The 22,887-nt window shown below is 30.9% G+C and carries 13 protein-coding genes; 1 reads left to right on the top strand and 12 read right to left on the bottom strand.

The features are described 5' to 3' along the window. Nucleotides 1-9: 9 nt before the first annotated feature. The 8 genes from A4F88_RS23865 to A4F88_RS25540 all read right to left on the bottom strand — a co-directional run bounded on the left by A4F88_RS23865 (nucleotide 10) and on the right by A4F88_RS25540 (nucleotide 16,391). Nucleotides 10-7,005 carry a hypothetical protein gene (locus A4F88_RS23865; RefSeq protein WP_068845496.1) on the bottom strand — a complete coding sequence of 2,332 codons (6,996 nt, stop codon included), beginning with the start codon at nucleotides 7,003-7,005 and terminating at the stop codon, nucleotides 10-12. Nucleotides 7,006-7,600: 595 nt separating this feature from the next. Beyond that, nucleotides 7,601-8,737 (bottom strand): hypothetical protein, encoded by a 1,137-nt coding sequence (locus tag A4F88_RS23870; RefSeq protein ID WP_068845498.1) that lies wholly within the window; start codon nucleotides 8,735-8,737, stop codon nucleotides 7,601-7,603. Between the two features lie 79 nt (nucleotides 8,738-8,816). Beyond that, nucleotides 8,817-12,440, bottom strand: a complete 3,624-nt coding sequence (locus A4F88_RS23875) for a peptidoglycan-binding domain-containing protein (RefSeq protein WP_068845500.1) — start codon at nucleotides 12,438-12,440, stop codon at nucleotides 8,817-8,819. Nucleotides 12,441-12,459: 19 nt separating this feature from the next. Further along, entirely contained in the window at nucleotides 12,460-14,526 is a 2,067-nt protein-coding gene (locus tag A4F88_RS23880; RefSeq protein ID WP_068845501.1) for a hypothetical protein, read from the bottom strand. A 73-nt stretch (nucleotides 14,527-14,599) separates the two neighbouring features. Next, nucleotides 14,600-15,091, bottom strand: coding sequence for a hypothetical protein (locus tag A4F88_RS23885; RefSeq protein WP_068845502.1), 492 nt, complete (start codon nucleotides 15,089-15,091; stop codon nucleotides 14,600-14,602). A gap of 239 nt (nucleotides 15,092-15,330) precedes the next feature. Continuing rightward, nucleotides 15,331-15,573, bottom strand: a complete 243-nt coding sequence (locus tag A4F88_RS23890) for a hypothetical protein (RefSeq protein WP_068845505.1) — start codon at nucleotides 15,571-15,573, stop codon at nucleotides 15,331-15,333. Nucleotides 15,574-15,979: 406 nt separating this feature from the next. Further along, nucleotides 15,980-16,261 carry a hypothetical protein gene (locus A4F88_RS23895; RefSeq protein WP_068845507.1) on the bottom strand — a complete coding sequence of 94 codons (282 nt, stop codon included), beginning with the start codon at nucleotides 16,259-16,261 and terminating at the stop codon, nucleotides 15,980-15,982. Further along, a complete protein-coding gene (locus A4F88_RS25540; protein WP_156062679.1) occupies nucleotides 16,254-16,391 on the bottom strand; it encodes a hypothetical protein in 138 nt (45 codons plus the stop codon). Before A4F88_RS25540 ends, A4F88_RS23895 begins: the two co-directional genes overlap by 8 nt. 316 nt (nucleotides 16,392-16,707) lie before the next feature. On the opposite strand from A4F88_RS25540, the gene A4F88_RS23900 reads away from it, so the two are divergent. Continuing rightward, nucleotides 16,708-17,178, top strand: a complete 471-nt coding sequence (locus A4F88_RS23900; RefSeq protein WP_068845508.1) for a helix-turn-helix domain-containing protein — start codon at nucleotides 16,708-16,710, stop codon at nucleotides 17,176-17,178. A gap of 1,016 nt (nucleotides 17,179-18,194) precedes the next feature. On the opposite strand, the gene A4F88_RS23905 is transcribed toward A4F88_RS23900, so the two are convergent. From A4F88_RS23905 to A4F88_RS23920, 4 genes are all read right to left on the bottom strand, one after another. After that, on the bottom strand, nucleotides 18,195-18,647 hold the full coding sequence (locus tag A4F88_RS23905; RefSeq protein ID WP_068845509.1) for a CHAP domain-containing protein: 453 nt from the start codon (nucleotides 18,645-18,647) through the stop codon (nucleotides 18,195-18,197). Beyond that, nucleotides 18,644-18,931, bottom strand: coding sequence for a methyl-accepting chemotaxis protein (locus A4F88_RS23910; RefSeq protein WP_068845510.1), 288 nt, complete (start codon nucleotides 18,929-18,931; stop codon nucleotides 18,644-18,646). The genes A4F88_RS23905 and A4F88_RS23910 overlap by 4 nt, the downstream gene beginning before the upstream one ends. A 1,085-nt stretch (nucleotides 18,932-20,016) precedes the next feature. Then, nucleotides 20,017-21,351 carry a sensor histidine kinase gene (locus A4F88_RS23915; protein ID WP_068845511.1) on the bottom strand — a complete coding sequence of 445 codons (1,335 nt, stop codon included), beginning with the start codon at nucleotides 21,349-21,351 and terminating at the stop codon, nucleotides 20,017-20,019. Nucleotide 21,352: 1 nt separating this feature from the next. Continuing rightward, a complete protein-coding gene (locus A4F88_RS23920; RefSeq protein ID WP_068845513.1) occupies nucleotides 21,353-22,702 on the bottom strand; it encodes a sigma-54-dependent transcriptional regulator in 1,350 nt (449 codons plus the stop codon). Nucleotides 22,703-22,887: the final 185 nt, after the last annotated feature.

Raw genomic sequence — 22,887 nt, forward strand, 5'->3', positions numbered from 1 at the left:
TATTGTTTTTTAAAGATTTATATTTTCAATAGTTAAAGTTACCGGCTCAGCAGCACGAACTGTTAATGCAGTGGCGTTAGGTCCAACGATTCCATTGTTATTCCACATTCTGTATTCAAACTTCAGTTTTAAACTTGTATCAGTAATTTTTTTACTGTCATTCATGATTAATACCTGAGCATAGTCTTTAGAATGAAGTACTTTATAGTTTGCTTTCATTACACCAGCATCGTCAACTACAGAAATAGTTTTTTGAATTTCTTCTAACGGAATTTTAGGAATATTGAACGGTTCAGGATTACGAACTAAAAGCGCTATTACTTCACCTGTATTGCTATCAATAATTCGGTTCACTTCTGTAGATTGAGCAGGATCAAGAGGAGACATTTTTAAAACTCCCTCAACAGCGCGATCAAATAAATGCTGATATTTCAAAGCAAATGCATCGCTTAATGGATCTTCTTCACCAAAAATGATATTGTTTAGAGAAGTAATCTGATCTTGACTTAAGCTTAACGGAACATCGAATAAAGCGTTACGTACTGGTTCAGTGCTTAATTTATAACTGTTTACCTGCTCTGCAAAGTCTCTGTATCGTGATGTTTGGAATCCGAATTGATGTACTAATACATTTTCATTATCAGTTGGCTTGTTATCCTGATTTTCATCAAAATAATTTTTAACTAAAACCGTGTACAGTTTTGAAGGTTTTAAATCGGTTAGTTTTACTTCATATCCATATGATTTTGGTTTAATAATATCTCCAATTTGAATTGAACACCTCAATTCAGGTCTGCTTCCCTGAATCATGTTTTGCAACATTTTAATGTTTAAAGGAATTCGAGGATCATTATCATCCACCCATTTTATATTTTTTTCCTCTGCTTTAGGATATGGCGTTGCTTCTGTTGGTAATGGATACTTAATAAGAACATCATTTAAAGGATCTTTGATAATAAGATTCATCAGCCCTTTAATTTTTGGTCTTCCTGCTCCATAATCGTCCCAATCTGTGAACATATGATATACATAAGGATTCTTGAAGAACATTGTGATCTTACACTGTTCGTTTCCATAGAATGAAGGTTTAGATAACAATAAACTTCCATCAGCATTTGGGTAAGAACGGTTATAATCTAAATACTGTCTTAATGAAGTCAGTGGCGATTTTGATAATTCTGTCAGTTCATTTTTAACATATGGTTTTTGACCTGGAGCAAGATCTTCGTCAGGAACAGGGTAGTGGCCAACAGGTCCTAATGTTTTGAAACCATAATAGTAATCGAATTTAACTGGCGCCCCATCATCTACTTTATCTGCTAAAGTAAATTTTAAGCAGTAAGTTGAATTTGGTCTCCAAATTGGCTGAGCCGTATTTTGAATTGCAGCTTCCATCGCTTTATTATCTTCAGCTACAGCTGTAGCACCAGGAATAGTTAAATTGTGTTCTGCGCTTTCCTTTGTCAGCCATTTAATTTCTTGAACGTAAGTAGTATATCCTAATTCATTGTCTTCATCTGGATTTCCTCCTGCGGAACATAGAATAGCATTAATTGTCAATAATTTTGAAGACTTAATTGCTCTTATGTATTCCGATTTTGTAACAGTTTCTAATTCACTCAGATTAGCAGTTGAATTAGTCAAAGCAGATGCAGACGAAACTACAGAAACAGTTTCTGTCGGATGTAAAGAACAGTTATCAAACTGATCATCAAATAGAGAGAAATAAATTCCTTTTTCATTTTGCCTAGACGAGAGCATTAAAATTTCATTCACTGATGGCTCGTTCTGAATATGAAGGACTGTGGTTTTATCATTTGTGCTTCCTCTTTCAATTAAGCGGACAAGCTGTAATGAAGTATTCAATACAAACAGATATTTTTCATTGTAAGCGATAACTGAATTGTCAGCCAGCGTTTTATTTGATAAATAAACTGGAGAATCAAAAATTGCATCATTTTTAACAACAGTAACTGCAGTTCCGTCAACTTGAGCCAATCCGAATTTTCCGTTTGTTAGTTTAACAGTAAGCAAGACTTTGTCATTTGAGATTACTGCATCGATAACTTCAAAAATTGATGGTTCAGAAACTAATTTGGCATCTGTAATCGTAATTGCTTTTGTACTTGGATTAATACCAAAGTGAACGATTTTTTTGTTTTTTGTAATTAGACTAAAATCAGTATTACTATGCTGAAGCACTTTTAGCGCTACTTCATCAATCTTTATGCGATGAATAATAGAGCGATCAGTTCCGTTAACCCAGTTAATTTGAGTTTCCGTTTCTAGCGCATTAATCCAAAGCAATTCATTATTTGATAATGGCAATAATTTATTGAAACCTGTAGAATAAGTATTTAGATACTGCATTCCGAAAGTTCTGTTTAATTCAGAATCAAGTTCAACAATTGCAGTTGTTTTAGTTGGAGCTACGCAACCTACAATAAAAGTATCATCGATAACAGCTTCTCCAATTCCTTTGCACTGAGTAGCATCTAAAGCTTGAGTAATTAATAAATTATTATTTACAACCTGCATTGATGTCATTAAACCATTCAATAAACGCTCTCTTACCAGATTTCCTTTGCCATCAATTTGTGCAATGACAGTCGTATTTGGACTCGGATGAAATGAAACTAAATAAGTGTCATTGTATTTGAAAACTTTATCAAAAGCATAATTTGTGTTTCCGTTATATCCATAAAAATGTGTAAATGTTAATGGAGTAGGAATTCCAGTTGGATTATCGTTACCAGCATTTGCTTTTAATTCAGCTAATAATGTCACTAAGCGATCGTATTCAGCTATATTGCTTGGTTCTGACACAATAAATTCTCCATCTGTTGAAGCATATGTATCGTTAAATAAAGCAGCAATTTTATTTCTAACATCTAAAATAGCATCAGCATTTGCAGCTACAGGACTAATGACAATTCTATCAATTTTCTTTTTCAATAAAACATCTCCGTTTTCATCAAATAAAGTTATTGGCGATCTTAGTTCAGCTTTAGTGTAGGCAATCTCATTTAAAGCTGGCGAATTTTTAGTCTTGCATATTTTAACTTGTTCATATCGAGGTAGCTTAGCGCCTTTATCGAAAACAGAAGTATAGGCAGTTATATTTACTGTTTTGGCTTGAGTTGTAAGTTTTAAAGTTGGTTCAATCGCAGCTTCAGGGAAAATAATTTCTAGTTTGTTATAGTTTTTGAACGAAAGAGATCTTCTAAAACCAAAAGGATTACTTTCTGCAGAAACGCTCATAAAATCTCCCCCAGAAAGCTTGCCATCCACGATTTCAGGAGTTTCACCAACGAGTTTAAAGAACAGACCATTGATTCTATCTGCTTCATATTGAGTAGGTACATAGTAACGTTTTCCTATTTTTTTATTTAAAAAATTGACAGACTCTTCTTCAATGCTATTAGAGACACAGAATAATTTAGAAGGAGTAATTCCAAATTGTTCAGGAACATGCCAGCCAGGTTCACCTGCACTTAAATAAGAGAATGGATTTGTTGCCAAAACACGAATACTGTCATATTGATCTATCACTTTTTGCCATTGCGCCCAAGGCAAATTTTCTACACTCGCTCTTGAATCTGAATCTACAACAGCTGCAAAAGGATGATAAGGCACCCAAGAATTTCCATTGGCAGAGCTTATCTCAATTGATTCAATAGAATATTGATGTTTTACTTGACGGAGTTTTCTACCCGCTTTCGATGTCGCTTCAGGAGGCATTAAATCAGTATAATTTTTCGCATCAGCTGTATATCCTCCAATTATTTTAGAAAGACTAGAATTAGGCAATACTCCTTTAGTCAGTTTAATATCAATGTAGGTATCTAATGGAATTATTTTAGAAATTTCACCCGGTTTAGGCATTGTATTAAAATAATTCAGTAAGAAAGCCTCATTGGTTAGCATGTGAACTCCTTTTACAGAATCGGCAGTTTTGTTATCATTAACATCTCCGTGAGTCCCCTTAGGAAGTGGGCTGTAAGGTGTTCGGTCAACAATTCTGTTAATATCCCATTGTAACTCGATTAAGAATGTCTTGCGGACTCTGACAAAAGCAATTTTGACACGTACGCTTAATTCTAATTTGGCATAAATCAGGAATGGTTTAAATGATTCTACAGAGAAAATGGTATCTAAAACAATTTCAACATTGATAATCCAGATTTTAATCTGAATTCCTCCACCAGCAGCGATGTAACCACCCATTTGAGGACGTTTGAACGAAATTTTTCCGCCCATTTCTAAGTAAGCCCATAATTTAACCTTAGCAGGCCCGAAACTTTTCTCGAGTTTAAAGTCTAATCTGGCACCGGCTTCGATTCCCTGAGCAGATAGCATAAGAAATGCTTTTGCAGTAAAAAGAGTTAGAATTCTCGCTGTAATTGGATCTTTTTTAGAACCAAGATTGATATACCAAGGTTTTTGGTTTTTAAAGAAAAAACCAGCTTCTAATAAGGCATGCAATTGGATAATTTCTCCACCGTCTTTAGGCATTTGGAAGTCTGCTCCAGCAGCAAGTTCAAGAGAGTTATCTCCAAAGGCAACCATTGCAAAGAATGGGGGAGTGCTTTGATCTTTCTCAATAGGACCTAGTCGATCACCAAGAACATTTAATCCCGCTTCGATGTAAAATAAAGTAGGTAGAGAAAGCAATAACATTGCTCTCATATTTAAAATGGTACCTCCCGTAGATTCAAAGGTTGCTCCAGCTCCAATAGAAAATGGTGAATCATACTGTAAGGAATCTGGTGGTCCACTGAATTTTCTAATATTAATTCCTGCTTTCGGATGTTTGTAATATTCGTACCAAGAATTATCTACTGTTAAACCGGCAGCTTTTTTGGTAGCAACATATCTAAATCCTAATAAACCTCTAAAACCGGTAATCGACAAAAATCCAAGCGGAATTCCGGTAGGCAATTCAATACTTGCATCAACTAAGAAAGCTGGATATTTAGGAGCAAAACGCATTCCTACGCTTCCTGTAATTTTTGCTTTTGGTAACTTTAATGAAACCTCTCCCATGAATTCTGGAGAAACTCCAGGTTCAGGAAGCGAAATCATACCATGAATAATTGCCATCGCAGATTCTTCTGTTGCAGTTCCTGGAATCATCAAATCGACTTCGATAGTCTGGATTCTGATGAAAGAATCTTTAAAACCTTCTTCTGTAGAGTAATAGTATTTAATACCTTCACCTCGTGCGTCAAGCCCTAGCGGATTGACACTGATGGCGCCGTCAAATCCCCAGAAATTGTATTTATGTCCATTAATTTGAGTTGAACCAAAGTTAATGTTGCTCACCGCCATCTGAACTGGTCCAAGATTTAGAGGAGGTAAATTAATAGGAATAGGAATAGATCCGCCTTCCACTTCTATGCTTCCATCACTATAAATTCGAAGTTTTTCAATATCAAACCCTTGACCTTTCATCAAAGTGTTCATTAATCCAGGAGGGAACGAAACATAACAAGAAGTACCTACAAAATAGTCATCATCCTGTTTTCCAAGTTCGAAACTATGAAAATCGAAATTTACTAAATTGAGTAAAGTAGCTTTAGGTTCGTTTGCTTTATCAAATGAGGCCGTTAGGTTAAAATCTCCGTCATCGTATAAGTGTCCTTCAATATCTACAACAAATGAATTATTACCTTTCTTAAATTTTGGAATTTCTAATGCGCCCTTTATTTTAGAAGAGATAACTCTATTTTGTTTGAAGGAAATATCAAACTTGTTAAAACCAACTTTGAAACTATTACCTAACTTGAACCACATGTAATCAGTTTCGCTAACAGGATTTCCTACAATTAAGGATTCTAATCCAATTGTTCCAGAAATTCCACCTTCAGTACCAATTAATAGCTGTTTTCCAGTAATTTGCAGTGTAGCGCCATTTTCTTTTTTGAACCATTTTTTAGGTAATGTAATTGCTGCTTTTTCAGCATACACACCTCTAAATGCAGCCCCTCTTCCGTCAGCATCTGCTTCAGGAATATTTTTATCTCTACTTAAATCTACTTTTAATCCTGAAAACTCTGCGATTAATCCAGTGTTTCCGATCATAGATCTATTTAAGCTAAAACTAGAGATATTATTAAAGATAAATCCGCGATTAGAAGAATATTCTAAACTGCCGACATCAAATTTTAAGTAGCTAAAATAATTATCTGGTAACGGCTGATCCAAAACTATATCGGTGGTAACATTTTCGGTACCTGTATAAACTGGTCGTAACCATTTATGAGGAAATTGAAGCCCTACGCTAATTTCGTTAATAGCCATTCTAAACTGAAGCGTTAAAGCTTCTTTTATGTTTTTTTCGATATTATCGAAATAATGTACAAATAATTTCTTTAAACGGTCTAGTCCTTCGCTGCCTACATTTAAGAGGTTTTCGTAAGCAAATTTTAGTAAGTCAATGTCAAGACTTCCAATTTGTTGTGATAAGTGTTCAACTTGATTGTCGAAAGATGCATTTACATCGTTTATAGTTGCTAAAGCATCTGTATGTACTGTATTGAACTGATCAACGAAATCAACTAATGCATTTGCGCCTGGATAAAATGTATTGATAAGTTCATTTAAAAATGTTTTTTCGTTTATTTCTGCTAATTCAAAAAGAATGCGTAAAACGGACTCAACAGTATTATCAAATGATTCAAAATTGAAATCATTGATGTATTTTAGAATAATCCAAGAATAATCAAAACTGATTGGAATTTCGGTATTGCCATTTACGGTTGGATTCAAAACTAATTTTAAATCTTGTGCAAGAGGAATATCAAGTCCAAGAGAATTGTACGTGGTTAATGTCATGCTGTAAAAACCAGAAGAGTTGTCATAGCTTTGACTGGCAATAAGATTTTTTACAAATACAGAATCAAAAAGACTGGCAAGTGCATCTCTAATTGCCTCGAGCTCATTTGGAATCTTGTCCAACGGTAATAATTGGCTTAATGACGGGTGCATTATTTGATTTGACATATTTTTAAGTTTATTTCTTTGTTAATGGTTTGTCGATTACAATTCAAAATTTATCTTCTATTATGCCGTAATGGTTTATCTTTTGAAAAAGGCATAAGTATTCTGTATTCCTTTCTTGAGAGAGAGGACAGGAAGAGTTTTGAAAAGTATTTTTGATTTTGTTTTACTACTGAATGTTGAAGTAGTTTTTTTGATGCATGTTGCTCTTAATTAGATATTTGTTTCTTTTTGACATTGCAAAGATTTACAAAAAAAAGTGCTTTAAAAAACAACTGCAAGGTTGTTGAACACTTGTATTGTAATACTTAACAGAGTTGTACAGAAAGTGGACAGCTATACTTTTTTCAAGGCGAAAAAATTAGTCTTTGAATGAAAAGAAAAGGGAAATTTCTCAATATTTAGAAATTGAGATTGTGAGCTTGAATTAAGCCTTTTTTAGAAAGTTAGAGATATAAATCTCAATACAAATAACGATTTTAAATACGCTTACAGAACGATGGCATCAGAAAAGATGTCTATGCTTTAAAGTAAATGAAAGCTACCTTTTACTGCGCTTAAAATAAAGCGCAGTATTGGGATAGTATTTTGTAAAAGACTAATTGTAATATTCGATTTTTCTTTCTGCAACCAAAGTCGGTTCTCTATCTGGTGTTCCTTCAAGGAATATGTTGCATTTTATCCAGTTGTTATGGCTGTCGTATTGGTAGGTGTAGTAACTTATCTTTTGAATGATATCTTGGTCTGGATAATCAGGAATGTATTCTCTTTTTATAATATCACCCTGTTCATTAAATGTTTTGACGAAATTTCTAGTAGGATTGGCTATTCCTCCATTTCCTGTCACATAATATTTTACAGTTTCTACATAATCTTTAATGGAATTGTAGCTATAATCTTGTTGCGCAACAACTTTTCCACATCCAAACATAATTATCTTGATAATGCGTGATTTTGAGTCATATTCATATTGTAATTGTAAGTCTTTACAATAAGAACACTCAGTACCTAAAAAGTGATATGCTATTTTATTCTGAGCATATAAACCAACTGTAATTTTTTGATTTGTAACTTGCCCTTTCTCATTATAGATAAATGTTGTTTGATTTACCAAATCATTATCATTGACTTTTTTGTTCATGGTTTCTTTACCAGTCCTATATACAAAATACTCTTTCGCATTAATAATTCTTCCTGCATCGTCAATTTCGTATTCAAATTTATCTTCTCTATAATGAGGCCAAATCTTACCATCTTCTTCAGATATTTCATCTGCTTTAGGAATGCTAATTTGATTTAATTTGATTAATAAATTATAATCCATCACAGGATAATACTTTTTTAAAGTAGATCTTAATTCCTTTTTTTCTACCCAGTCGGCTTCATTATATTCATATTCGTTTTCTGTTTTAGAATCATCTTCTAGATAGTTTAGACGTGGAAAAACAATACCTGATCTTTTTTGAAGCCTTTGAAATTTATCAAAATAGAAATAAACAGGACCTCTAATTCCATTATTAAAGATAGCATCTGTTTTTTTATATTCTGGAATATCCTCTTTTGGTTTACTTATTTTGAGATGAACAGATTTTACAGAATCTTTTAAGTTTTGATTACTAATCGCATTGTATTTTTCATAAAATAAGTTATTGTAATTTAGACTGTTTTGAGCGTTGACAATATTTGATAATAGTAATGAGCTAATAAAAATCAAAAAGCTAATTGTTGTTTTCATAAAAATTTAGTTCTCAGTAAAGGAAGGAAATTTACTGTATTTTTAGATGTGATTGTCATCTTTTTTTATAGAATATTATTTAAAGCACTTGAAATAATGTTTTTGCTTTAATTCGTTTATCATCGGTTATGTTTTCAAGTATATTTTCAATTTCTGTAAAGACTGCTTTTAAAGGATCGTTCGATTCTAGAAAAGTTATTTTGCCATTTTCATACAAAGTAGGCTTATAATTTATTTCAACAAAACCCTCTACCGAACCGCCAACAACTGCTCCAAATAAACCACCTTTAAATTCTGCATCTAATCCAAAGTTTAAACTACTATCAAGTTTAGCTTCAAATCCTGTTAAGGACGCTATAAAACTGAAAAGATTTATGATTTCAGTTATTGCATAATCTTCATCTTTATCGAGTTTGTAATTGTTCATATAAGAATTAGCATTAAAAATTCCCATAAGAAATCTCGCAGCAACAGTAAAATAATTCCCATGAGGATCTCCTTTGGAACTAATCTCTTTGTCTATAAACAAATTTAAACTATCGAGATTACTTTCTGGAATTTTGTTTTTACTATATATAAGCTCAAATTGTTTTTTTCCTTCTTCGATTTTCTGCCTTTTCAATTCTTTGAAAATTTCAGCTTTTTTGGTTTCAATATCTTTCTCCAATATTTGACCCAAAGCGTAGTTACCTTCGAAAGTTACATATTTCTGATATAATTTTTTTAATTGAAATTCAAGTAAATTTTTTAGTAAAGAATCTTCATTAAAATCAATGTTCATTTTTAGATCTAAGTTCAATTCTGTTTTTGTATGATTAAGAAATTTTTCTACAAATGCAACAATTGTTTTTGCTTCCATTTTTACAATATTAGCCTTTTTCATTGCCTGAATTATTTTGTCACATATAGAGTTGTCACTTATTGTTACATTGTTTGCTTTTCCATCAAAATCAAAGATTCCAACTTGTTTGTGAAGTTCGAGTCCTTTAAAAAGTTTAAAAGCCACGACAGAAGTAAAAGCGAAATTAAGTCCTGCTATCCACATATCATGAAATGTAGGCATATGTAGACGATATTTTCCGTCAGTTTTAGGAGAATCTGCATCACCTGAATAAGCTCCAATATGTAACGAGACTTCTTTAGATACATTACTACCACTTAAATATTTTAACGTAAAATCGTCTTCATCGTAAGTAATGTCACTAAAATTAAAATCATCACTAGTAAGGGAGTCTGGTGAACCTGTTCTTGTAAATTCATATAAAGTTCCTAGCATAATTCCCTTTTTATCAAATTCTATTTTGTCAAAAAGTTTTCCTATATAAGTGGGTTGAATTTCAGAGCCAGGGATGAGACTTTTAAAGATATTATTTATTAGTGAAAGATCAATTTTTCCATCAATATAATATTGATTTTCAATTTTTATTTTCGAAAATACCCGTCCCTTATTTCCTTTTGTATATGGGGCATCATCATATTCTGCTTCATAGCTATAAGCTGCTCCTGCATTTATGCTTATATCTCCATGAACACCAATTGAGGGGATTTTTTCAAAAATGTTAGACACAGAACCATAGCTTTTAGTCGCATTTTGAATCGTAGGATCTTCAACATTAGAATTAGGTATATCTAATCCTTTTTTTAACTTGGTACCGATCAGTGCTCCAACTTCTGCATCAATTCCTAAATTGTATTTTACTTCTAGTTTGGTTATATAGTGTTTAGGGTCGAGATTTAAAGATTCCAAGCATGTAAAAATTTTAGATGCTGATTGTAGTACTTGTCCAACAAAAACATTCATGACCATTGTTAATAGAGCTGTTTCATTTTGCCTTATAGGAAATTCATACTCTGAACTTTGGGTTAATGTTAATCCGGCTGTAGCTTCAAAACCTGCAAAAGCACCAAACAGTTTTTTTGAACGACCATGTCCAGAATATTGACCAATACCATAACTAAATCCTTCTGCATGTTCCACACTTAGTTCAAAAACCTGTTCATCAGTGTATATTAAAGTAAGTTCAGTTGCTTTTGTCATTTTACGAGAAATACTTTTTTCTACATCTGCCTTAGTTTTTACAGGAATTCCCCATGTTATCCCTACGCCGACCCCAAATTTCCCACCAAGTCCTCTAGGCCAGTAATCGACCAATGTCTGTATAACAAAATTATATGCAGAGACAAAAAAATCTAAAGTTTCATGGTATAAAGAAACTGCATCTTCTTTTACTTCTTCTGCTATTTCAGATAGGGCGTCCATGGAATCAGACATAAGATCAACAATATCACCTAAAGCTTCATTTTTAATATAGTCCATAACGGTTGAAGCTTCATCTTCCGGTTCTTTTTTAACTAGCATTTCATCATGTCTAAAATTTAAAAAATAATACATGGTGTCTGCAAATTGTCTGGAAGGAATTCTTATGTTTTCTCCTGGAACAGTTGTAAAAGAAGTTGTAATTCCTAGAGGATTAAAAATCATTTTACTATTTGCATTTAATTCTTCCATTTTTTTTAAAAAACGGTAATAATTTGGTAATGCCGTATTTGGATCCTCTTCTTTATACTCATTATCAAAAATATCCACCATGTCCAAATGATCAATTGTATATCTTTCGTAATTGTTAGTTCGAAATCCCCACTCATTTACGGGTTCACTTCCTTTTTTTTCAGAATTGTAATAGTACAATAAATTATGATAAAATTGAAAACGAGCATCATCTCCTCTTTTGTCTTCCGGGAACGGGATTCTTTCTTTTAAAGTAAAGATTGGAACATTGTTGTATGGATCCATAATAGCATAATCTCCACCTCCGTAATAATTGTCTAATACTATTTTAGATATAGTATCACCTTCTTTTAGTTTGTACAATTTAGCACCGTTATCATCAAATAATAAGGGAGCAGTTTTGCTTAATTCGTTTTGAATATTTGTCATTGGAACACTTGCATTAGCAAATTCCAAATTATAATCTAATTTTGCTAAACCAATACTTTTTATGGGAGGAATTCCTTCAATTGCTCGTTTTGAATTTTTTGCAATTACTAAGGGATGCTTGTCAATTTCAGTTTGAAATTTTTCATTTGGAACACCATATACATGTTTACCATCATTTCCAGAATTGATATAAGAGAAACCAAATTCTGGTTTGGCCTCAATTGTAATTTCATCACCACCTTCTATTATAATTTTATAATTGGGATGCGGATTAGATATATCACTGCCAATATAAAAAGATGATCTCGAGTTTACTTTTCCAACATATTTTTTCTTTTCGTAGTCAAAAATGTTATCTCGGCTCAATGCAGCATCAATTGCTAATAAAGTTTTTGAATCAACAATTCCATTGATATCAATAGATCTATTTGCCGTAAAAATTGTAGTTCCTTGGAAAGTTTTTATTGCATTTTCTAGATTGATATCAAAAATTCCTGTTGCGATTAATTCATTTGGAATTGTATATTCATCGTATATTGCATCAATGGCTGTTAAGGCCATTTTTAAAATTGTAATATGCTGACCAAAAGATTTGTATTTAAGTCCAAGTTTTTGATTAGCGACATCGTTTTTAGCTAATTTTACTAAATATTTACTAGTCGATAGTGGTTCATTTAACAGGATTCCTCCAATGTTGTCATTAGTGAGATTTTCATCTGTTAATGGTATATTGTTAATTGCGTTTTTGGATATATGTAAAGACATAATTTATAAGGATTGAAGATTAGTTAATGCTTGTTAAGGTAATGGGCAAGTCATCGTAAGTGATTTCTTCCAGTGAATCAGCAATTGTCATAAAATTTAGATCAGAATTTTTATTATCAACAAAAGTTGGAATTCCTAATGTTAAGGTATATTCTTCAAGTGTAAAAGTTTGATAAGCTTTAGAAGTATATTTTTTGCATTTTATAAATAGTGGTTGGTTAGGAAAATCACTATTTACACTTAGTTGATATGCTTTTAAAGAATTGTATTCATTATGAGTTAAAGTAATCGACTCAAAAGTTTTAAATATTGCATCATTAATACTCGTATCCCCTGTTTTTGAATAAGTAAGAAACTTAACAGTATCAGATGTATTTTCGGTATCAGAAATTGAAAACTTAGTTAATTCAAAGTTTCCAATTTTTGATGTTTTAACGATCTGATTTAAAAATCCAGTATGTGGATTCGTAGTGTTTTCATAATCATAATCTGCAGTATTAAATTTTATATTGAATTTACCTTTTCCAATTATAGCAACTGGATTGTCAGCTTTATTACTTACACTTTTAAAGGCGACTTCGTCTTTGTAAGAAAAAAAGGTGACATGATTTTTATCAATAGCAATTCCTGCAGTTGGTAAATAAGCTTCACCTTTTTTAGAGTCAATTATTAATGGAAAATTTATTGAAGAATAAGTGTAAATTCTAAAATCTCCATCAATTAAATCATTGAAACCAAAAATATTATTCATCTTTAAAGAGAAAAAATTGTTCCATATAGATGAAATATTCTGCGTGTTATTTGTATCTCCTTTCGTGGATTTTTTTAAAAGAATATAGTTACTACCTAGTTTATTGTCATTATATTTCCAGTTTTTTAATTTAACAGCCTCTGACTCTTTGAGTAGTATTTTATTACTTCCGTCTCCATCTGCAATTATAAAATGTTTCTTTTGGGTAGTATCTATTTCTGTTGAGATTTTGCCTACGTAAGAGGATAGGAAATTTGCGTTTATCGGACTTCCTATATATATTGGAATTTTGATATGAAACCACTTCTTACTATTGTTATAAATTTGATTAGTAATTTTAAGGATTGGCCAATCAGTATAATAATTCATATCAGTATATACAGGATCCTTGACAGCACTGTCTGCTGAGTAAAAACCAACCCTTAGTTCGTCTTTGAACTTAAAGAAGTGATTGTATGAAAAACCCCAATCATCTCTGATATCAATATAAACCGTATTCTTATTGTAAAACTTCTTTAAGAAGTTTTCACCGCTATCGGCACCTTTTATTCTTAATCCCTGATTTTTTGTAGCGCCATAAAATGCAGTAATATCAACATAGTTTAATATTTCTTCTTTCTTAAATCGGTTGTTGAATTTTAGCTTAAGTTTTTCGACGTCAGTTAAGTTCTCATTAATAGTTAGCTTGTCAATTTCTAAAGTATGATTTGAAGCTTTTAATAGTTTTAATGTTGGCTCATAACCAATCATATCAAGAACAACTTCAATTCCTGCAAGAGTTGATCCACCAGTAAATTTTCCAATTTGGCATCCAGCTTCAACAATAAGCGGATGGAAGCTGTCTGTGTCATCAAAAAATATTTTTTCGATAAAAGTAGTATCTGGAAGTTCAGAAAAGTTTAGGCCTAAGCAGTCTGGCTTAGCAATTAAATTGGTGCCATTTTTTGAATTCAGTTTATCCTGTACCTCTTTTATGACTTTAAGAATATTGCTTGAATCCCATGTTCCATCAGATTCTGGAATGTTTTGAAGGCTATCAACTAATGATGATTTTTTAATTCCTCTGTAAATAAACATTTTTACAGGGAAGCCACTCACATAAGTATTTAATGGAAGCAATGCAATGTTTAATAATGAATAATTGGCATTACTTGGCATTGCAAATACTAAAGATTTCGTAATTGCATAGGCTGGAGCATCCTCAGATACCGAAAAATTATTATCTAAATTGTATTTTTCAACACTCCCTACTTCAGGTTGTTGTCCAAAAGCCAATTCTGCTAATTGATCCGTTTCTATTGAACTTTCTTTTGTAAAAAAATATATTTTTGACATGTGTTTATTTTTATAATCTAAAATCCATTTGAAAATTTTAGAATGAATTATTTTTAAAATTGTTTACCTGGTTCTAGACTAGCCTATAGAATCTTGCAATTGGTTTGACTACATAATAAACCAACACCAAAAGAAAAATCCTCCCCAGCCAAATCTGCACCTTTTGCCAAAAAGTCAAATAGTTCACAAATTTTGTGGTGTTGATGGTTTTTACTTCGATTTCCTTAACCTGTTGAGATTTCCAGCGAGCATAGAGTTCCTGCTCTTTGAGTTCGCAGTCTACGTTGAGTTTGTTGTTCTCAAGACGAACCTTTGGGCTTTTTAATGTACGCCCTGGTTCGGCCTGAGTAACATTCTTAACAACTATTTTTCCGTTTTGACATTCAAGAAATGCTCTATAAGAGCTGCTGTCTTTCTGAATTTTAAAAACAGTATCGTGTACTGTTTCTTTGATAGTAATAGTTTTTGCCTTCTCTTCACTTAGAACCGGTTTCGGGCTGCGGCACGAGACCAGAACTAAGGCAGAAAAAAACAAAAAAATAATACTGTTTAAATTTCTTCTCATAGGATATATTTGTTTTTAATGATTTTGAAAAAGAGAGGACTACTAATTTGTATGTATTGCGGAGATTTTTTTGTGAGAGCAAAGATTGACTTAAAATGATTGCTAAAAAAAAAGATGCTAGGAGGTTGTACGGTTGTGTTCAAAGATTGTACAGAGTTGTAAAGTATTTGAATTATACATATAGTATTTAAAAAATTAGTACAATTGATGAGGTGAAAAAATAATATTTAGTTGTACAATTAAAGTTTGGTTTGTTTACTAATAGCTTCTTCTATTTTTTTTAATTCTATAGTTACAGAAGTGCATAAAATTTCATATAAAGTGGTGCGTGAAATAGGATAAACTGGACAAATATATTTTCTCCAGACCACAGTAGTTGGAATATCTTCTGTCTTGTGTTTGTAATAAAGATCTTTAATAAGTTTGTAACGTAATAGTTTATTTCTTTGTGTACCAAGACTTCTGTTTGTTGATATAGACATGTGGTTAATTTGTATTTACAGTTAGATTATTGTTTAGTTTTGGACATAGAAATTCCTTAGGTTTTAAAAAGATTTTTTAAAACAGTTTTAATGATTTTATGATAAAGAGTTTGATTTGATAAGGATTCCTTATCGCGAAATTACTTGTAAAATCTTCTTTTTTACATTTATTTCAAAAACATAATTTCTCAAAAGAAAACAACAGGTTTAGATAGGAAGGCGGAATATTTTAAGTTTATTTAGATTTTAATTGACTTTATTTTTACGTTCATTTTTGTATTGTTTAAAAGTTGTATTTATTTTAAAATTTAACCATTCCCTAAATATTAGTATGGGTTTTAGATTAGTAATGATAAGTAAAAAAGCTAATAAAAGTATTGTGCTAAAGTTGTAATTTGGTTCCATATTAAAATTCAGTTTCTGTTTTTTCAAAATCAAATGGATTTTGATGTATTGGTTTATAATTATACATTGCAATTAGTTTTTTAGTTTGCTCTATTTTTTCTTCTATTACAACAGAAACCAGCCTTGGTTCTGCTTCAGGATTAGAAAGTATATGTAACCATTGAAATCTCTCCTGATTGATACAGATTCTTTCTCCAACTGTAAATGTTTTGATTTGATCAGTACAAAATTGGAGAGATAAGTATAGTAGATTAATTCGATCGTTTATTTGAATTTTATTCATGGTTTACTTCTAATAAAGTTCTTAATTTCTTTAAATCTGATTCTATTAAATTGCGTTCAGAATTATTTGGATTTTCTATTAGCCAGGTTTCTAATTCTTGAATTTTGATTTTAATTTGAGAGTTTGTCATTTTTTTGCTGCAAGTTTAAGTATGATTCAATTTATTCGTTTTTTGTTTTTAGCTATAGACTTTCACGATACAATTATGATTTAAGTTAAGCTTCTGATTTATTTGATAGATTTTTTGTAGCACTTTCTTTGTTTTTTTATTCGTTTATCAGAGATATGCAGTTATCTTTAAACATAGTTTTAGGTTGTTATTTAGTATTATGGGCAATTAATTTTTAGTAACTTTGTTTTAAATTCGAAAACAAATATCGAAATTTATTTCGAATATAAAAATAAAAAACGAAACTTTTTTCGATATTATTTATAATGTGTTATATATGAGTACTATAAATGAAAAAATTGACGACCTGGCTATTAAAGAATACAAAGGAAACAACAGTGCTTTTGCAAAGGCTATGGGGACAAGTGAAGCTAATATTCGAAATTACAGAAAAGGTATTATACCCAAACTTGACTTTATAATCAAGTTGCATGAGGTATTCGGTATAAGTTTCGAGTGGCTTTTGCTGGATAAAAATGATGAATTTTCGTCTGATAAAACAAAAATTGAATGTTTAGATATAGAAACAGCAGAATATAAATTGTTAAGTTTAGAAAACGATTTACTAAAAGAAAGATTAAAGTTTCAACAGGAACAAATTGAATTTTATAAAAACAATATTGATTTTTTAACTTCACAAAATCCCGTAAATAAGGTTATGAGTCCAAAAGAAATTGAGAGCGGGCTAAATATCATTGATGAAATTGAAAGTATTTCATTAAAAAAATCGAGAAAATCAATTAAATGATTCTTTTTCACAAATAAGTAAAGCTTCTAATAACTCAATTGTTATTTTTCCTTCTAAAAATAATTTACGTAATAATTTAATATATTCCAGCTTTCTTTGAGGCATTTTTTATTTTTTATTAGTGAGAGATAATGTTATTTAAAGTCTTATTGAAAAAAGAAAATTTATGGAAATTGAACCATTTTTTTACTGTTATAATGGAATAGTAAGTTTGAATACTAAAATTGTCTTTTTCATTTTTTTAAATAAATGGAAGTTTTAATACTTGTTCTTTCATTTTCATTCAAATTTAAAGTAGCATTATAGCTATCATTTTATATCAAAAAAGGGTCATACTTTAATTGAAAAGTAGAACCCGAAAATGCTCATTTATGTTTTTTAGAAATAATGTTATGTAGCATATCTAACTAAAATTTGATATAAATATTGTACTATATATCATCATAATTTGTACAAAAAAACATAATATATTTTAATGGTTTTCTGTTGGTTTTTGTTCCTGAGGCAACTGTTATTGCATTACCTGCAGGAACAAATAAACCACAATGAGTTTTAAGTTTTATAACAAAATCGATGCCGCAAAATCTAAAATAGGTTAAACTACCTATGGATTTTCTAAGATAAACTTACAGTAATTCAATATTGTCATTTTTTGATTATATCTTTAAAATCAGATTTTAAAACATGGATTTAAAGATTATATATTTTTTAATTTATAGATGATTATAAGGAGTGAAAAGCATAATGATAAAAGATTACGTCTGTATATAAGGATTTTATATTTGGCTCCTGGGAATAGTACGATTAGGAACAGAGAATGAAGTTTTCAATATCATTTTTTTTCACTCCTTATTGTGGCCACAATTAATCACCATACCTAAATTTTTAGTATTTTTTTGATAATAAATTTATAGTTCTCAAGACGAATCTTTAGGTTTTTTAATCTACACCCTGATTCGGCTTGAGTAACACATAAATACTTTTATAGTTTTCTATATTAGAAATGGTCAAATTATTTATAGTCTTAAAAAGCCTTTTATTGTTTTGATTTCTCTTTTTCTTCTGCAAACCTTATATCCTTCACGGCTTCCGGTGTCATTAGTATTTCCTTCAATGGTATGAATAATATTTCCTGCTATTTTTTCAATTATCCCGGTATGTCCTAATCCCTTTCCTAAGTCCAGAATAAAGATGTCGCCTATTTCAGGAACTTTTTGAACTAAAAGCGGACTTGAATTGTATTGATCTAATACACCACCAGTTTTCTTTAAAGGATTTTTAAGTTTGGTCTGGAGAGCAGCATTTTGAGCACACCAGTATACAAAGGCCATGCACCAGGAATATCCTCTTGTAAGACCAACACTTTTTAAGTAAATTTCAACTTCAGGACCTGAATTACTATATTTCGGAATTTCCTGAACGCCAATTTGCGCAATGGCAATTTCTAATGTTTTTTGAGCTAATGTCATTGTTGCTTTCCGTTTAATTGTTTAAATTTTTGTAACTCATCAACTAATTGTTGATTTACAACCATTAGTTCTCTATGCTGTATTTCCATTTTTTTAATGGTTTCTGTTGCTGCTGTCAATCTTGCTGTAATATCATCAAGCAGGTCGCGATAATATTTTACAGCATTTACAGCGTTGTCAAGTTCTGCAGCCCGATCTTGGGCTAATGATTTTCTCATAGAGAATAACCAGGTGATAAAAGCAGCAAAAAATGCGGTAAGAGTTGGGTAGATAAATTGTTCCATTCAATGTTTATTATAAGAAATTCTATTTTTTATTCTTAATGGAAAAAACTGTAAACTTTAATAACAGGGATTTTTTCATCTTTCATTTAAGTTATTGTTTCTTTTTAAGATTGCAAAGATTGCTCGAAAGTGGGGCTTAAAAAAATAGATGTAAGATGGTTATACAGTTATGTTCCATTGCTTTACAAAAGTGTAAAGCAAGTTAACTTCGATAATCTCATCATGTAGCTTTTTTAGATAATTGAGTACAGTTTTTTTACAAGTATTTCTACTGTTAAGATTTTGAAAAATGTCCTGTAATATAATTGAACTTTGGTATTGTAGAAAAAAAAGCCCAATACCTGAAGATAGATAAGGGCTTTCTTTGTTGGTAAAAAAAAAATATTTGGTAAAAAAAATTAGTTAAGTAATTCTTTTTCAAATATTAATAGTGCTTCTAGTAATTTAATACATATTTTTTCTTCAAAATATAATTTGCGGATCATTCTAATGTATTCTAATTTTCCAGTTATCATGATTATGTTTTTAGGGTTATGATGTAAAATTCGTAATCGAAACAATCTGTTTATTGAGGTTTCACGTAAGAACAATAATTCATGATAAATTGATTTAAATTTTAATGCCAAAAATTAACATTTTTATAGAGCAAGGGGTTTTTAACTTATTTTGTTTTTAATGCGATTAATGTTATAATACTTCATAAATTTTAATAAAAATGATTCATTTATTAAAATTTATAAAAAAAAGTATTTAATGTAATCTTAATAAATTAATTGTTTTTAGACTGCTGTTCGTTTCAATTTTATAGTTTATTTAACTAATTTTTATATGTTTTCAACAAAATTTTATAAAGAAATTTTTTTATCAATGGAAAGTGTTAAGCAATAACAAAAAGAAAAAATCTGGTAATGAGAATTTATTTAATTTTCTCAAAAATGATTTTACTTTATATCTTCTCAATAATCCAATTTAACTATATAGGAGTCTTAGATTTTTAAATAAGGATTAGAATATTCTTTTAATTATTTTAAAATCAGGAAAACAGAGTTATAGAATTTCACTCAGATGTGACATAATATGAATATTTAGTCCTCAATCAGACAAATCTCAAAAACTGTTTTTTGGTCCTCGTATTTATGGTTTATGTAACCTCCATGAGCTTCAATAATGTTTTTTGATAAAGTCAGTCCAATTCCGGCACCTTCTGTTCTGGTGGTAAAAAACGGCAGAAATATTTTGTTTTCGATTTCTTTTTCTATACCATTTCCGGTATCGGTGATTCTAATGAAGAAGCGGTTTTCTTTGGCTTCCGCCGAAATAAAAATCTGTTTGTGCAAACTGTCTTTCAATGCATACATGCTATTGGTTAACAGATTAATTACGACTTGTTCAATTTGTTGAGCATCAACATTGATGTATCTTTTGAAATCTATTGTATTGATAACCTCAATATTTTTTTGTTTCAATAACAAATGCATGACCTCAAGACTATTATCGATCAATTGCTGTAATTCTGTTTTTTCTTTTTTAGGAGAAGGCAGCATGGCAAGTTTTCGATATCCTTCGACAAATTTTTGTAAATGATCACTTCGCCTTAACATCGTTTCGACGCTGTTTTTAACATCTTCTAAATCTTCATCAGACATAGAATCCTGTTCGACTAAATCCTGCAGATTCTGGCAAATAGAACGAATAGGAGTTATAGAATTTAAAAGTTCGTGCGAGATAACTTTCATCAAATTGACCCAGGCTTCTTTTTCTTTTTTCTCGACTACACTCTGAATCGAATCCAGTAAAACAATACTATAATCCTGTTCAAAAATTTCTGTTCTGGATGCCTGTAAAACAAAAGTCTGTCTGTTTTGTTCGTGTGCCTGAATTTCAATTGTAGTTTTAATTTCTTCAAAATTATCTTTTTCGATAATCTCACATAAAGCAGGCAATCGGTTTTTTAGATATTTCCATTTCGATATTTTCGGAACATTAAAATGAGTCGAAAAATAGTTGTTCATTAAAAAAACATTCCATTCTTTATCCTGTTTTTGCAAAATGATAATTCCGATATCAATATTGTTCAGGATCGAACGATAAATAATATCCCGTGAAGTTTGTTCGTTTTGTTTGTCCTTTAAAGTCTCATATAAAAGAAATAAATCAGTATAGTTTTTATTGAATTTCTGTTTCGAAAAATCTGAACTAAAATCATTTTGTAAAATTGAAGCGATTGTTTTGTTATAAACCAAAACAAAATTCCGGACATAAAAATACATTTCGCGCAACAGCAGAAAAACAATGAAAATTCCAAATATTCCAGTAAAAAGCAAATCTTTTTTAAAGAATAAAATCGAAACTTCGATTGCTGCGACAATAAGAATTAATCTCAGAAATAAAAGTTTGTATGTTTTAAAAGACTGAAACATATTAATTAATGCTGATGTTATATTTTTCTAAACGACGGTATAAAGAACCTCTTGATAATCCCAGTTCTTCGGCAGTTTTACTGATATTATTATTGTTCTTGTGTAATACTTTTTCGATAGCAGCTTTTTCAACTGAAGAAAGCTGAATATCAGCCGGATTTTCTTCATAAGCCGTTATGTTTTCCAAATCTAAATCAGCAACCGTAATCGTATTGTTTTCGCAAAGAATAACAGCGCGTTCAATCTTATTTTCCATCTCGCGAATGTTTCCGTTCCAGGCATGTTTTTCGATTTGTTCCGGCACTTTTTTATCAAAAGTAATTTCGTCCCTGCTGTATTTTTCGATCATTTTATTTAAAAGATATTCAGCCAGAGGAATTTTATCTTCGTTGCGTTCTCTTAGTGCAGGTAAAACAATCTCCATGGTATTGATGCGGTAATATAAATCTTCCCGAAAGCTTTTGTCCGCAACTTCTAGTTTCAGGTTTAAGTTGGTTGCAGTAATAATACGAACATTTAAAGGCCTTGCTTTTGTTTCGCCCAATCTTGTTACTGTTTTGGTTTGGATAACCTGCAGCAATTTTGATTGTAAATGCAGCGGAACATTTCCGATTTCGTCTAAAAATATAGTTCCGTTTTGTGCCATCTCAAAACGTCCTGGAGTATCTGTTTTGGCATCTGTAAAAGCACCTTTTACGTAGCCAAACAATTCACTTTCGAATATATTCGAATTTAAAGAACCTAAATCAACGGCTATAAAAGGATTGTTTTTCCTTTCAGATTGTTTGTAGATATGATGCGCCAGAACAAATTTTCCGGTTCCGTTTTCACCAAGAATCAAAACATTTGCATCGGTTTTGGCTACTTTATCGGCTAAAGAATAGGCTTTTTTTATGATTTCGGAAGTACCGATAAAAAAGTCGTCTTTTATCTCCATATTTTTTTCCTTCTTCTGCTCTTTGCGTGATTTGTCAACAGCCTGTTTTACAGATTCCAGTAGTTTTTTATTTTCCCAGGGTTTTAAAATATAATCAAAAGCTCCGGATTTTAAACCTTCAACAGCGGTTTCAACTTTGCCAAAAGCGGTCATTAAAATGACAACGGTTTTAGGCGAAAGCGTTTTTATTTCTTTCAATAAATACAAGCCTTCTTTTCCGTCTTCAAAACCTATTCTGTAATTCATGTCGAGTAAAACGACATCAATGCTTTTTTTCGACAATAATTCGACAATATTTTTCGGATTATTGAGTGTATAAATGTCTTCAAAATACTTTTTCAGGAACACTTTCGACGCAAAAAGGATGTCTTCCTGATCGTCTATGATTAAAATTGAGGCATTTGTCTTTTTCATTTTTGTTCAGTTTTGGACGAAAGCTGTCCATTTCCGGACACTTTTAAATTCTATTCAATAATAAAAAATTTAAAATAAGACAGTTACAAATTTTAAATTTTTGGCATGAAAATCACATTACCATTAGCAAATCATCAAATAGAAGAATCGTTATTGCTGGTAAATGTAACAAAAATAGATATTCA

This window comes from Flavobacterium chilense (assembly GCF_001602525.1).
Classification (GTDB): domain Bacteria; phylum Bacteroidota; class Bacteroidia; order Flavobacteriales; family Flavobacteriaceae; genus Flavobacterium; species Flavobacterium chilense.

What these genes read in the sequence shown, in the direction of transcription:
- A4F88_RS23865 (WP_068845496.1), bottom strand. Translation starts at nt 7,005, where the DNA reads ATGTCAAATCAAATAATGCACCCGTCATTAAGCCAATTATTACCGTTG.
- A4F88_RS23870 (WP_068845498.1), bottom strand. Translation starts at nt 8,737, where the DNA reads ATGAAAACAACAATTAGCTTTTTGATTTTTATTAGCTCATTACTATTA.
- A4F88_RS23875 (WP_068845500.1), bottom strand. Translation starts at nt 12,440, where the DNA reads ATGTCTTTACATATATCCAAAAACGCAATTAACAATATACCATTAACA.
- A4F88_RS23880 (WP_068845501.1), bottom strand. Translation starts at nt 14,526, where the DNA reads ATGTCAAAAATATATTTTTTTACAAAAGAAAGTTCAATAGAAACGGAT.
- A4F88_RS23885 (WP_068845502.1), bottom strand. Translation starts at nt 15,091, where the DNA reads ATGAGAAGAAATTTAAACAGTATTATTTTTTTGTTTTTTTCTGCCTTA.
- A4F88_RS23890 (WP_068845505.1), bottom strand. Translation starts at nt 15,573, where the DNA reads ATGTCTATATCAACAAACAGAAGTCTTGGTACACAAAGAAATAAACTA.
- A4F88_RS23895 (WP_068845507.1), bottom strand. Translation starts at nt 16,261, where the DNA reads ATGAATAAAATTCAAATAAACGATCGAATTAATCTACTATACTTATCT.
- A4F88_RS25540 (WP_156062679.1), bottom strand. Translation starts at nt 16,391, where the DNA reads ATGACAAACTCTCAAATTAAAATCAAAATTCAAGAATTAGAAACCTGG.
- A4F88_RS23900 (WP_068845508.1), top strand. Translation starts at nt 16,708, where the DNA reads ATGAGTACTATAAATGAAAAAATTGACGACCTGGCTATTAAAGAATAC.
- A4F88_RS23905 (WP_068845509.1), bottom strand. Translation starts at nt 18,647, where the DNA reads ATGACATTAGCTCAAAAAACATTAGAAATTGCCATTGCGCAAATTGGC.
- A4F88_RS23910 (WP_068845510.1), bottom strand. Translation starts at nt 18,931, where the DNA reads ATGGAACAATTTATCTACCCAACTCTTACCGCATTTTTTGCTGCTTTT.
- A4F88_RS23915 (WP_068845511.1), bottom strand. Translation starts at nt 21,351, where the DNA reads ATGTTTCAGTCTTTTAAAACATACAAACTTTTATTTCTGAGATTAATT.
- A4F88_RS23920 (WP_068845513.1), bottom strand. Translation starts at nt 22,702, where the DNA reads ATGAAAAAGACAAATGCCTCAATTTTAATCATAGACGATCAGGAAGAC.